The sequence below is a fragment of the Pseudomonas sp. GW821-FHT09C08 genome (assembly GCF_059418125.1).
Window position 1 is genome coordinate 267,011 of sequence record NZ_JBWKPG010000003.1, and the last position, 12,781, is coordinate 279,791.

Here is a 12,781-nt window from a genome sequence, read left to right on the forward strand (position 1 = left end):
CCGCGATGCATCCCAATGACGATGACCGCACCCAGTTCATGCCGCGCCCGGGTGGCCGGGCGCCGGAGCCGGTGCGTGCACAACCGGCTCCGCTGTCGATGCCGGCGGCGCCGATCCTGACCGGCAAGAGCCAGGGCCTCAACCCGCTTGAAAGCGCCGCCGGCCCGCTGCTGGCACTGCTCACGCGCCTGCGCAGCACCATCGCCCATCCGGCGCCGGCCAGCCTGCGCGCGCAATTGCTGGCCTACCTGCGCCAGTTCGAAGAACGTGCCGAAGCCGCCGGCGTGGCGCGCAACGAAGTGCTGCTGGCGCGCTACGCGCTGTGCACCGCCCTTGACGAAGCAGTGCTGAGCACGCCGTGGGGCAGCACCAGCGACTGGGGCAAGCAGAGCCTGCTGATCACTGTGCACAACGAAGCCTGGGGCGGCGAAAAGGTCTTCCAGCTGCTCGACCACTGCCTGCAAAGCCCACGGGAACGCCTGTACCTGTTGGAGCTGTTGTACCTGTGCATGTGCCTGGGTTTCGAAGGTCGCTACCGCGTGATGAACGACGGTCGCAGCCAGTTGGAAGCCCTGCGCGAACGCACCGCCGCTGCCATTCGCAGTGCGCGTGGCGAGCACGAGCGCGAGCTGTCGCCGCATTGGCGCGGCGTGACGGTGGCGCGCGACCGGTTGGCGCAGTTCATGCCGCCGTGGATCGCCGTGGCCATCGGCCTGGCGCTGCTGCTGGCGCTGCTGTTTGGTTTGCGCATGAAGCTGGCCGCGGACGCCGAGCCGGTGTTCAAGAATATCCATGCCCTGGGCGAAATCCCGGTGCAGGCCATCGACCGTCCGGTGGCGCAGCCCAAAGTCATCGAACGGCCGCGCCTGGCGGGTTTCCTGGTGGAAGACATCAAGGCCGGTCGCGTTGCGGTGGAGGATGCGGTCGACCGTTCCGTGGTGACGATCCGCGGCGATGAACTGTTCGCCTCCGCCAGCTCCAGCATTGTCGATGACTACCAGCCGCTGATGCTGCGCATTGCTGACGCCATCCGCAAGGTCAAGGGCCAGGTGCGCGTGACCGGGCACAGCGACAACCGCCCGATTGCCACGCTGCGCTTCCCATCGAACTGGGCGCTGTCCGAAGCACGCGCCAAGTCGGTGCTGGAGATCCTGGCAGCCAAGACCGGCCAGGCCGATCGCTTCAGTGCCGAAGGCAGAAGCGACACCGAGCCGGTGGCGACCAACGCCACTGCCGAAGGCCGTGCCCGCAATCGTCGGGTTGAAATCACCGTATTGGCGGAGGGCGTCGAGTGAAGGCGTTTTTCAGTTTCATGATTCGCTGGGTGATCCCCGTCCTGGGCCTGATCGCCCTGAGCCTGATCATCTGGTTTGTCGGGCCATTGCTCGACGTGCTGGTGCCCGAAGGACGACGCTGGGCGCTGATCATCCTGGTGTTTGCGCTGTGGATCGCCTACCGCGTGTTCCGCATCCTCCAGGCCCGGCGCCAGGCCGCCGAAGTGATGCGCAGCCTGGCGGCGGAAACCCCGGCCGACCCCAACAGCGTGGCCACCGCCGAAGAACTCACCACCCTGCGCCAGCGCATGGACGAAGCCCTGGCGCTGCTGAAAAAGGCCAAGCTGGGCGGTGATGAGCGGCGCAACCTTTACGAGCTGCCGTGGTACGTGATCATCGGCCCGCCGGGTTCGGGCAAGACCACTGCGCTGGTCAATTCCGGGCTGCACTTTCCGCTCGCCGCCCAGTTGGGCGCCGGAGCGGTGCGCGGTGTCGGTGGTACGCGCAACTGTGACTGGTGGTTTACCGACCAGGCCGTTTTGCTCGACACCGCCGGCCGCTACACCACCCAGGACAGCAACTCCACGGTGGACAAGGCTGCGTGGCTGGGCTTTCTCGACCTGCTGAAAAAGCAGCGTTCGCGCCGCCCGATCGATGGCGCCTTCATCGCCATCAGCCTGTCGGACCTGCTGCTGGGCAGTGACGAGGAACGCGCTGCCCACGCCGCCGCGATTCGCCTGCGGATCCAGGAGCTGTACACCCAACTGGGCGTGCGCTTCCCGATCTACCTGATGCTGACCAAGCTCGACCTGGTGCCGGGCTTCATGGAATTCTTCGACAACCTGAGCAAGGAAGAGCGCGCCCAGGTGTGGGGCATGACCTTTGCCCTCGATGACGGCAAGAACAGCGACAGCCCGCTGGCGCACTTGCAAAGCGAATTCGCCGGCCTGGAGCAGCGCCTCAACGAGCGCCTGGTCGAACGCCTGCAACAGGAACGCGACCCGGCGCGGCGCGACCTGATCTATGGCTTCCCGCAGCAGTTCGGCGCCTTGAAGGATTGCCTGCAAAGCTTTCTTGAGGGCGTGTTCAAGCCCAATGCCTTTGAAGAGCGCGTGCTGCTGCGCGGCGTGTACTTCACCAGCGGCACCCAGGAAGGCAGCCCGATCGACCGCCTGATCGGCGCCATGGCCCAGAGCATGAACCTGGACCGCCAGCACCTGGCGCGCCAGAGTGGCACCGGGCGCAGTTACTTCATCGAAAAACTCTTCACCGCCGTGGCCTTCGCCGAGCGCGGGCTGGTGGGGGTGAACCCTAAGGTCGAGCGCCGACGCAAGTGGATCGCGCGCGGCGTGCTCGCGGCCACCGTGGCGTTGGTGGTGGTGGTCAGCGGCCTGTGGTGGGTGAGCTATCGCGCCAACCAGGCGTATATCGCCCAGGTCGACCAGAAGGTCGCGCCGCTCGGCCAGACCGTGCAGAACCTCAGCCCGGCGCAGCGTGATGTGCTCGCGGTGCTGCCGCTGCTCAACGCGGTTAAAAACCTGGCGGGCGACTCGCCGAGCTGGTCCGAAGGGTTGGGCCTGTATCAGGGCGACATGCTTGAAGCCGAGTCCGCCAGCGTCTATCGCAAGCTGTTGATCGCCGTCTTCGCGCCACGCCTGGTGACGCGCATCGAAGAGCAACTGCACGGCGGCGGCAATTCGGACTTCCTCTACGAGGGGCTCAAGGCTTACCTGATGCTCGCCGACACCGAGCACTACGACCCGGACTTCATCAAAGCCTGGATCGCCCTGGACTGGGATCGCAACCTGCCGCGCGACTTGCCGGCCGACCAGCGCCAGGCCTTGACCGGGCACTTGCAGGCCCTGTTCGAACGCCATCCGCCGAGCGCGCGGCTCGACCCGCGCCTGATCGACGACCTGCGTCGCCAGCTGCAGCAACTGCCGGTGGCGCAGCGCGTCTACGACCGGGTCAAGCGTCAGAAGCTGCCCGAAGGCATCCCGGACTTTCGCCTCAACGAAGCCGCTGGGCGTGACGCGGCGCTGGTGTTCAGCCGCAAGAGCGGCAAGCCGCTGGGCGAGCCGTTGAGTGGGTTCTTCACCGCCAAGGGCTATCGCCAGGCGTTTCTGCTGAGCAGCCTGAATCAGACCGGCACCCTGGCCGAGGAGCAATGGGTGCTCGGCCATGAGCAGGCCGACCAGCAAAACGTGGTGAGCCTGGCCGCCGATGTGCGGCGCCTGTATTTCCAGGATTACCAGCGCCAGTGGGATGCCTTGCTCGCCGATATCGACTTTGTGCCGATCACCAGCGTGGCCCAGGCCGCCGACGTGCTGCGGGTGATTTCCGGCCCGACCTCGCCGCTGAAAAAACTGCTGGTGGCGGTGGCCAGGGAAACCGATCTGCAAGCGGAAGAGCGCCAGCTGGCGGCCAAGGGCGTACCGGTGGAAGGCGGCGTCGACAAGCTCAAGGAGCGTCTCGGCAGCCTGCTCGGCCAGGAGCAACCTGTCGCCAATGCACCGCAGGCGGCAGACGATCCGGTGACCGCGCACTTTGCCGAACTCAACAGCATCGTCAGCAAGAACGAAGGCGAGCCGGCAGCTATCGACGGTTTGCTGGCGGACATGAACGCGCTGTATGTGCAGGTCAGCGCCATGGTCGGCGCCAGCGGTGATGCCTTGCTCGGCGAGGCGAAGAACCAGGCAGCGGCGGCAGCCACGCGGGTCAGCCTGAATGCCGAACGCCAACCGCCGCTGGTGCAGGGCATGGTCAAGTCGGTGGTCAATTCCACCACCAACAGCATGATGGGCGGCGTGCGCAACCAGCTGAACGCAGCCTGGGTCAGCGAAGTGGTCAACGTGTATCGCCAGTCCCTGGCCGGGCGCTACCCGATGGCGCCGGGCAGCGTGCGGGATGCCACCCTGGATGACTTCGGCCAGTTCTTCGGCGTGGGCGGGGTGATGGACAACTACTTCCGCAAATACCTGCAGCCGTACGTGGACACCTCCGCGCAGACCTGGCGCTGGCAGCCGGGCGCGGCGCAGAAGCTCGGCATTGCGCCGGGCGTGCTGCAGACCTTCCAGCGCGCCGCGACGATTCGCGATGCGTTCTTCCGCGCCGGCGGCACCCAGCCGATCGTGCGGTTCGAACTCAAGCCGGTGTCGATGGACCCGACCATCACTCAGTTCCTGCTTGACCTCGACGGCCAGCAATTGAGTTACGACCATGGCCCGAGCCGGCCGGTGGCGATGCAATGGCCGAACCCCGGCAGCATTGGCGTGGTGCGTATTTCGATCATGCCGCCGTCGGCCAGCGGGCGTTCCGGGGTGACGTTGGACGGGCCGTGGGCATGGTTCCGCCTGCTGGAGCAATCGGACCTGACCGCCGGCAACTCGCCGGATCGCTTCAACCTGCGCCTGCGGGTCGACGGCGCGAGCATTGCCTACGAACTGCGCGCCAACAGCGCTTTCAACCCGTTCAAGAGCCGTGTGCTCAGTGGCTTCAGCCTGCCGGAGCGGCTATGACGACCCTGGGTTTCTACGGCAAGCTGGCCAGCCGCGGTGACTTTGTCAGCCGCGCCTTGCCGCAGAGCTTTATCGGCCCGTGGGACAGCTGGCTGGCGGCGGGTCTGCTCGCCAGCCAGCACAGCCTCGGCGCCGACTGGCTCAATGTGTACCTGGTCAGCCCGCTGTGGCGCTTTGTACTGGCGCCGGGCGTGTGCGGGCCGGACGCGGCGGCGGGCGTGGTGATGCCGAGCATCGACCGGGTCGGGCGCTATTTCCCGCTGGCGGTGGTGGCCTTGCTGGATCACGACACCAATCCTGCCTCGCTGGTGGGCGGGCCGGACACCTGGTTCGAGCACGCCGAAGAGCTGTTGCTCAGCACCCTGGATGCCGGCGCCTCGTTCGAAAGCTTCAATGCTGGCCTCGACAGCCTGGGCGTGCCGGCAAGCACATTGCGCGCGGTGGACAGTCGTTTCGCCGGCCTGCAACGCGTGGCGGCCAGCGAGCCCGAGCAGCGCATGAATGCGCTCGCCGAACAGGCCTGCGACGGTGCGAGCCTGTGGTGGGGCCGTGGTTCGCAGACGATTTCCCCTGGTTTATTGCGGTGTCAGGGCCTGCCTGCCACCGGCGATTTTGCGCAGTTTTTGCTCGGACAAGAAGGTGTGGTGTAGATGGGGTCGACGTACAAATCCGCGAGCAAAAGCCATGTGGGCATGGTCCGCCAGGTCAACGAAGACGCGTGCCTGGACCTGCCGGAGAATCGCCTGTGGGTGGTCGCCGATGGCATGGGCGGGCATGCGGCGGGGGACTACGTCAGCAGCCTGATCGTCGACAGCCTGCGCAGTCTCCCTGTGGGGCGTTCCCTCGACGAATACTCGGCGGCGCTGCGCAATGACCTGATCCGCATCAACGCGGCCGTGCGTGAAGAAACCGCCAACCGTGGCGTGACGATGATGGGCAGCACCGTGGTCGTGCTGGCCGCGCGCGGCTTGCGCGGCGTGTGCCTGTGGGCGGGCGACAGTCGCCTGTACCGCCTGCGCGACGGCGTGCTCGAAGGCATCTCCCGCGACCACAGCTACGTCCAGGACCTGCAAGACAGCGGCCTGCTCAGCGAAGCCGACGCCCGTGTGCACCCACGCGCCAACATTGTCACCCGTGCGATTGGCGTGGAAGCCCAGTTGGAACTGGCGGTGATCGACCTGCTGATCGCCCCTGGCGACAGCTACCTGTTGTGCAGCGACGGCCTGAACAAAACCGTCGAAGACCATGAAATCCGCGAAGTGCTCAGCCACGACGCGCCGGATGAAATCGTGCGCAGCCTGGTGCACCTGGGGCTTAACCGGGGTGCGCCGGACAACATCACCGCCATCGTCGTGAAGGTATCGGCATGAACATCCTGATTCCCGGCTATGACATCGAAGGCGAAATCGGCGAAGGCGCCATGGCCAGCGTGTACCTGGCGACCCAGCGTTCGCTGGAGCGCAAGGTCGCGTTGAAGGTGATGGCGGCGGCACTGGCGGCCGACCCGAGCTTCTGCGAACGCTTCCTGCGCGAGGGCAAGACCCTGGCGCGTTTGTCGCACCCGCACACAGTGACCATCCATGACATCGGCAATGTCGGTGAGCTGTATTACATGGCCATGGAATACCTGCCCAACGGCACGCTGAAAGAGCGCATCGCCGCCGGCCTGACGCCGGAGCAGGGCGTGACACTGATTCGCCAGATCGCCTCGGCACTTGGCTATGCGCATGCCCAGGGCCTGGTGCACCGCGACGTCAAGCCGGCGAACATTCTGTTTCGCGCCGATGGCACGGCGGTACTGTCGGACTTCGGCATCGCCAAGTCCCTGGACGACCGCACCCAGTTCACCCAGGCCGGGTTTGCCGTGGGCACGCCGAGCTACATGAGCCCGGAGCAGGCGCGGGGCCAGGAGATCGATGGCCGCGCCGACCTGTATGCGTTGGGCGTGGTGTTGTACGAAATCCTCGTCGGCAAGCTGCCGTACAACGGCACCGATGCGCTGTCCACGGCGCTGGCGCACCTGACCGAGCCTTTGCCGGAGCTGCCGGTGCACCACGGGCGTTATCAGGACGTGCTGCGCAAGCTGTTGGCCAAGGATCCGGCGGAGCGTTTCCCGGATGCGGCGGCGTTGCTGGCAGCGCTGGACAACCTGCCAGCGGAGTCGTTGGAAGCCACCCTGGTGCGGCCGTTGCCGATCCCGCTGAGCTTCGATCTGGCGGGCATGACACCGGTCACCATCGACATCCCGACCGATAAACCCCAGCCGCAGCCGGTGCGTCAGCCGGTGGTGACGCCGACCCAGCACAACGCCGTGTCCGAGCAGCGCCGTGGGCCGGTGTTGGCATTGGCCGCCGTGGCCGTGGCAGTCGCGTTGGCCATTGGTGGCGCGAGCTACTGGTGGCTGAGTGGCAACGATGAGCCCGCCAAGCCGCCGGCTGCCGTGCTGCCCAAGGCGCCGCCGGCCGAGGCGACACCGGCAGTGGCCGAGGTGGACGGCGGGCAGCGCCCGCTCTTGATGGCCGGCAAGAAGACCTTGTTCCAGCGCGTGCTCAGCAAGCCGGGCGCCAAGCTCTCGCATGATGCCGGTGGCGCGCCAGGCGAAGGACTGCCGGCGTTTTCCGTGCTCTACGTTTATCAGCGCAAGGACGTCGATGGCAGCCCGTGGGTCCGCGTCGGCGCCGCCACCGATGGCCGCAGCGATGGCTGGTTGCCGGCCGCGCAAGTGAGTGACTGGAAACAGAGCCTGGTGCTCAAGTTCACCGAGCGCTCGGGCCGGGCGCCGGTGATGTTCCTGCGCCAGTCCAGCGAAGTCGAGAAACTGCTGGCCGACCCCGCCGCCGCCAAGGGCGCGTTGGCCAAGGCGCAGAAAAACAGCGACGACAACGGCCAGGTGCTGGCCCTTGAACCGACCGCCAGTGCAGTGCCGCAGAACCAGTTCTACCTGCTGCCGATCTTCGATTCCAAAGAGAGTTTCGACGAAAACGGCCAGCCGGTGCAGTTGCTCAACGTGGCCTCCATCGACCCCGGCACCGCCGCCGCAAAACCCGCCAAACCGGCCACGCCGGTGCTGAATGCCAACGCGGACGCCTTCCGTACCGCTGTGGTGCTGGTGGTCGATACCACCGTGTCCATGCAGCCCTATATCGACCAGATCCGCGATGTGGTGCACGAGCTGCAAACCCGCATCGCCGAGCGTGGCGAGTTGGACAGTGTCAGCTTCGGCATGGTCGGTTTTCGCAGCAGCATCAAGAAAACCCCTGGCCTGGAATACGTGGCCAAGACCCTGATCACCCTCGATCAGGGCCGCGACCCGCAGCGTTTTCTCGACATGGCGCGCCAGGTCAAGGCGTCCACCGTGTCCAGCCACTCGTTCAACGAGGACGCGTTCGCCGGCGTGATGCAGGCCGTGGACGGCATGGACTGGTCCGGCTATGGCGGTCGCATCATCCTGCTGGTGACCGATGCCGGCGCGCTGCGCAAGAACGACCCTTTTGCGGCCACCCAGATGAACGAAGCCGAAGTGCGCCAGGCTGCGCTGGGCAAGCAGATCAAGATCTATGCGCTGCACCTGCGCACCGACGCCGGCAAGAAAACCCACGCCGGTGCCGAGAGCCAGTACCGCATCCTCACGGCCGACGCCAACCCGCAGATCGCCGATCTGTACACGGCGGTGCCGGGTGGCGATGTGCGCAAGTTGGGTGAGCGTGTCGACGAGATCGGCACGGTGTTCGCCAACCTTGTCCACCAGGTGCGCAGCAATACGCCGCAGCCGGTGCCGCAGTTGAGCAGTGCACCGAGCCTGGCGGACAAATCGGCGGCGGTCGGCTACGCGATGCACATGGATTTCCTCGGGCGCAAAACCGCGAGCCAGGCGCCGCAGCTGGTCAGCGCCTGGACCGCCGACCGCGACCTGACCAACCCGGCGCTGCCGGCGTTCCAAGTGTGTGTGATGCTGACCAAGTTGCAGCTCAATGACCTGCAGCAGTCGCTGAAACTGATTGTCGACGCGGCGCGCAAGACCCAGACCTCGCCCAAGGATTTCTTCCAGGAAATTGCCAGCGCCTCGGCTTATATGAGCCGCGACCCGCAAGCCCTGCGCAAGGGCGGCAACCTGGCCGACGGCGGCATTCTCGGCGAATACCTGGAAGGCCTGCCGTACCGCAGCAAGTCGCTGAACATGACCCAGGACTTGTGGTTGTCGTTGAGCGTGGCCGAGCAGGAAGACTTTATCGACGAGCTGGACTCGAAAATCCGTCTGTACGAAACCTTCCACAATGACGTGGCCAACTGGGTCCGTTTCGGCGATGCCGAGCCGGGCGATGCGTTGTACCGCGTGCCGCTGTCGACGCTGCCTTGATGCTGAACCTGAGCGCGGTGCACAAGAGCCGGGGTGTCGGTAGCCAACGTTACAGCCTGGTGATTCCGGCGCTGGCGCTGCGTGCCGGTGAGCAAGTGGCAATCGTCGGTCCGAGCGGCTGTGGCAAAAGCACCTTGCTGGATTTGCTCGCGCTGGTATTGGCGCCGGATCAAGTCGGTCAGTTTGACTTCCATCAGCAGGATATTGCCGGGTTGTGGCGCGCCGATCAGCAATCCACCCTGGCCGAGCTGCGCAGCAGGCACCTGGGTTACGTGCTGCAAACCGGCGGGCTGCTGGGGTTTCTGGATGTGCGCAGCAATATCGCGCTGTCGCGGCAACTGCTGGGCCTGAAGGATGACGGCAGCGTGGCGCGCCTGGCGGCGCAGTTGGAAATCAGCGATCAGTTGATGAAGAAGCCGGCAGCGCTGTCGGTGGGGCAACGCCAGCGTGTGAGCTGCGCCCGCGCGCTGGCCCATGCGCCGCAGCTGGTGCTGGCGGACGAGCCGACTGCCTCGCTTGACCCGCTGAACGCCGAGCGCGTGATGCACGCGCTGCTGGCCCAGGCTCGCGAGCATCGCGCCGCCTGCGTGATTGCCACCCATGACGAGGCCCTGGCGCGTGCCAGCGGCTTGCAGGTGCGGCGCATCAGTTGTCGTCGCGACACCGACGGCGGTGTCACCGCGACGCTCGGGGAGGCGAGCTGATGCGCATCCCTCTGGTGGCCTCCCTGGCTTGGCAGGATTACCGCAACGACGCGTGGCTGTCGGCCTGCTCGGTGCTGGCACTGGTCGCCGTGATCGCGCCGTTGCTGGTGTTATTCGGCCTGAAATTTGGACTGGTTAGCAGTTTGACCGAACGTTTGGAGACCGACCCCGCGACCCGTGAAATTATTCCGTTGGGCGGTGGTCGATTCAGCAGCGCATTTGTCGAGCAACTGGGCCAGCGCCCGGATGTGGCGTTTGCACTGCCACGTACACGGCAGATTGCAGCCACCGTGCAAGTGGGCACGCTGACCCTGGAAATGCTGCCGACAGCGTCGGGCGATCCGTTGCTGGCGGGCGTGCCGATGCCGCACGGGCTGGATCAGATCGTGCTGAGCCACACCGCCGCCGAAAAGCTCGCGGCGCGGCCAGGCGATTGGCTGGAAACCAGCTTTGCACGGCAAGTGGCGGGGCGCGTCGAGGCCCGGCGCACACGCCTGCAGGTGCTGGCGGTAGTGCCGCTGGAAGCCTTTGCACGCGACGGGTTGTTTGCTGATTTGAGTTTGCTGGAAGCGGCCGAGGATTACCGCGATGGCCGCGCCGTACCGGCATTGGGTTGGGACGGTGAAGCCGTGGGTGTGAGCGAGCAGCGCGTGTACCCGGCGTTTCGCTTGTATGCGCGCAGCCTGGTCGACGTGGAGCCGCTGCGGGTGTATTTCGCCGGGCAGAACCTGCTGGTGTCGACCCAGGCGCACACCATCGCCCAGGTGCAGTCGTTGAGCCGCAACCTGTCGATTGTGTTCTGGATCATCGCCGGGTTGGCGTTGGCGGGGGCGTTCGCAGCGATCTTCGCCGGGGCGTTGGCTGCGGTGGCGCGCAAGCGTCGGGAGTTGTCGGTGCTGCGCCTGCTGGGCTTTTCCACCGGCGCGCTGTTGCTGTTTGTGGTGATGCAGGCGCTGTACAGCGCAGGTGTTGCCGCCGTGCTGAGTGCCGGGCTGTATGCACTGGCCGAGGCGGGATTGAATCAATTATTCGTGCAGGTGCCGGGCGAACACGCCAGCCACCTGCTGGCGCGTCATTACGCCCTGGCCCTGGTTGCAGTCCTTGGCGTCAGCGCCGTGGCGGCGGCCTGTGGCGGTTGGCGAGTGGCGCGTATCCAGGCTTCTGAAGGAATCAGAGATGTATAAGTTACTGGGCGCCTGTGTGGCGCTGAGCCTGGCCTCGATGGCCTGGGCCGATGAGGCAAGCGACAAGCTCGACAACCCCAAACCGTTGCCCGGCGACGTCAGCCTGCCGCTGCCGTGCGAAGGCAATATGCTGTTTCGCTACGCCTACGTCCTGGCCCAGGGCACCCTGGACGATCGCGAGATCAGCCTCGGCTACCCCTTTGCCGAAGGTGAGGCCGGCTACCAGCAGTCGTTTATTTCCGGTTACCGCCGCGACTTCATCAACGGCCAGTTCACCCTCAAGGACCTGCCGAAGGAGTGGAACAAAGTCATCGCGCCACTGATGCCGAAGACCGACGCCAAGACCCCGCTCAAGCCCATGCTCTACTTCATCGGCAAGTACGAAGTGACTGCCCGTCAGTACGCCCAGGTGATGTCCCAGGCGCAGTCGCTGGCCAGCGGCGAGCCGGCGCCGGCCTGCGATGTTCCCAGCGGCATGGCCGGGCGTTTGCCCAAGGTCAAGCTCTCGCGCTTTGAGGCCGAGCGCTTCTCGGCGGTGTACAGCGCCTGGTTGATGAAATACCACCGTGACTTGCTGCCGGTCAGCGGGCGCGGTTCGTCGGCGGATGACGGCGGCCTGGGGTTTGTGCGCCTGCCCACCGAAGTGGAATGGGAATTCGCCGCGCGCGGCGGCCACGCGGTGAGCCGCCAGGACCTGGAAGGGCGCCTGTTCCCGCGCCGCACTGACGGCAGTGACAGCGACGGCCCGCTAGGTGATTACGCAGTCTTCAACCAGGTCGCCGGTGGTACCGGGCAGGCGGCGCGGCTGATGCCCATCGGCACCAAATTGCCCAACCCGATCGGTATGTTCGATGTGATCGGCAACGCCGCGGAAATGGTCCAGGAGTCTTTCCAACTGGTGCACGCCGGGCGTCGCCAGGGCACCTACGGCGGCTTTGTGGTCAAGGGCGGCAACTACCTGGAAGGTGAGGGCACGCTGTTTACCGGCATGCGTCGCGAATACCCGCTGTTCGCTGCCGATGGCACCGAGCAGAGCAACGAAACCACGGGGTTTCGCGTGGCGATGGGGGCCTTGTCGGCGCCGCGCTCGCGCTACAAGGAACTGTTCGCGCAGTGGCAGAAAGAGGGCCGCCTGGCCGCGCTGACCGACGCCATCGACGATGCCCAGGACCCTACCAAGCGCCTGGACAGCATCATCGCCGCCAGCGCCGACCCCAAGCTGCAGGCCGAGCTGGGGCTGGTCAACGAAGAGCTCAAGCGCAATGTCTCGCTGATCGCCCAGCAACGCGAAGAGGCGGCGGGCAACCTGATCCAGTCGGCCGCGTTGGTGGCCGAGACCATCAGTAACTACAACATCCGCCTGGCCAACCTGCAGAAGAGTCGCCAGCAGGCCCTGGACAACAAGGACGAGGCCAGCGCGCAGCTGTTCGCCACCGCCATCGACAACGGACGCAGCGCCCTCGACGGCGCGGTGGCGATCTACATCGACAACCTGGCCACCGGCACGCGCTACACCGATGCGGTGATCCAGGCGCAGTTTCAACGAATCAAGGAAGAGTTGGATCGCAAACCCGTGCTCGGCAAGAGCCTGGTGACGCGCGCAACACTGTTCGTCCGCCATGTCGGCAACTACCGCAAGCAACAGCGGGCCGACCCGGCGACGATCTTGAAGGAATTGCTCGCAGCGAGCGGTCAGCGGTCTTGATCGTTGGCTGTATGGCGAGCTTGGAAGGGACTCAGGCGG

The 12,781-nt window shown here is 65.9% G+C and carries 8 protein-coding genes; all 8 read left to right on the forward strand.

What is annotated here, in order from left to right; translation table 11 throughout:
• Positions 1-5: 5 nt before the first annotated feature.
• The 8 genes from AC07OJ_RS12230 to AC07OJ_RS12265 are packed head-to-tail and all read left to right on the forward strand — an operon-like array spanning position 6 to position 12,742.
• Positions 6-1,295 carry a DotU family type VI secretion system protein gene (locus AC07OJ_RS12230; protein WP_065902521.1) on the forward strand — a complete coding sequence of 430 codons (1,290 nt, stop codon included), beginning with the start codon at positions 6-8 and terminating at the stop codon, positions 1,293-1,295.
• Positions 1,292-4,792, forward strand: a complete 3,501-nt coding sequence (gene tssM, locus AC07OJ_RS12235; RefSeq protein ID WP_495094599.1) for a type VI secretion system membrane subunit TssM — start codon at positions 1,292-1,294, stop codon at positions 4,790-4,792. The genes AC07OJ_RS12230 and tssM overlap by 4 nt, the downstream gene beginning before the upstream one ends.
• Positions 4,789-5,442, forward strand: a complete 654-nt coding sequence (gene tagF, locus AC07OJ_RS12240) for a type VI secretion system-associated protein TagF (RefSeq protein ID WP_065902517.1) — start codon at positions 4,789-4,791, stop codon at positions 5,440-5,442. The genes tssM and tagF overlap by 4 nt, the downstream gene beginning before the upstream one ends.
• Entirely contained in the window at positions 5,443-6,162 is a 720-nt protein-coding gene (locus tag AC07OJ_RS12245; protein WP_065902515.1) for a PP2C family protein-serine/threonine phosphatase, read from the forward strand. It abuts the gene before it with no gap.
• On the forward strand, positions 6,159-9,149 hold the full coding sequence (locus AC07OJ_RS12250; RefSeq protein WP_213551333.1) for a serine/threonine-protein kinase: 2,991 nt from the start codon (positions 6,159-6,161) through the stop codon (positions 9,147-9,149). The genes AC07OJ_RS12245 and AC07OJ_RS12250 overlap by 4 nt, the downstream gene beginning before the upstream one ends.
• Positions 9,149-9,853 (forward strand): ABC transporter ATP-binding protein, encoded by a 705-nt coding sequence (locus AC07OJ_RS12255; RefSeq protein ID WP_315413980.1) that lies wholly within the window; start codon positions 9,149-9,151, stop codon positions 9,851-9,853. The genes AC07OJ_RS12250 and AC07OJ_RS12255 overlap by 1 nt, the downstream gene beginning before the upstream one ends.
• Positions 9,853-11,037 carry an FtsX-like permease family protein gene (locus AC07OJ_RS12260; RefSeq protein WP_495094600.1) on the forward strand — a complete coding sequence of 395 codons (1,185 nt, stop codon included), beginning with the start codon at positions 9,853-9,855 and terminating at the stop codon, positions 11,035-11,037. Before AC07OJ_RS12255 ends, AC07OJ_RS12260 begins: the two co-directional genes overlap by 1 nt.
• Positions 11,030-12,742, forward strand: a complete 1,713-nt coding sequence (locus AC07OJ_RS12265) for an SUMF1/EgtB/PvdO family nonheme iron enzyme (protein ID WP_065902506.1) — start codon at positions 11,030-11,032, stop codon at positions 12,740-12,742. Before AC07OJ_RS12260 ends, AC07OJ_RS12265 begins: the two co-directional genes overlap by 8 nt.
• Positions 12,743-12,781: the final 39 nt, after the last annotated feature.

Coding starts and splice junctions, on each gene's coding strand:
- tagF (WP_065902517.1), top strand. CDS start 4,789: ATGACGACCCTGGGTTTCTACGGCAAGCTGGCCAGCCGCGGTGACTTT.
- AC07OJ_RS12260 (WP_495094600.1), top strand. CDS start 9,853: ATGCGCATCCCTCTGGTGGCCTCCCTGGCTTGGCAGGATTACCGCAAC.
- AC07OJ_RS12255 (WP_315413980.1), top strand. CDS start 9,149: ATGCTGAACCTGAGCGCGGTGCACAAGAGCCGGGGTGTCGGTAGCCAA.
- AC07OJ_RS12245 (WP_065902515.1), top strand. CDS start 5,443: ATGGGGTCGACGTACAAATCCGCGAGCAAAAGCCATGTGGGCATGGTC.
- AC07OJ_RS12265 (WP_065902506.1), top strand. CDS start 11,030: ATGTATAAGTTACTGGGCGCCTGTGTGGCGCTGAGCCTGGCCTCGATG.
- AC07OJ_RS12250 (WP_213551333.1), top strand. CDS start 6,159: ATGAACATCCTGATTCCCGGCTATGACATCGAAGGCGAAATCGGCGAA.
- AC07OJ_RS12230 (WP_065902521.1), top strand. CDS start 6: ATGCATCCCAATGACGATGACCGCACCCAGTTCATGCCGCGCCCGGGT.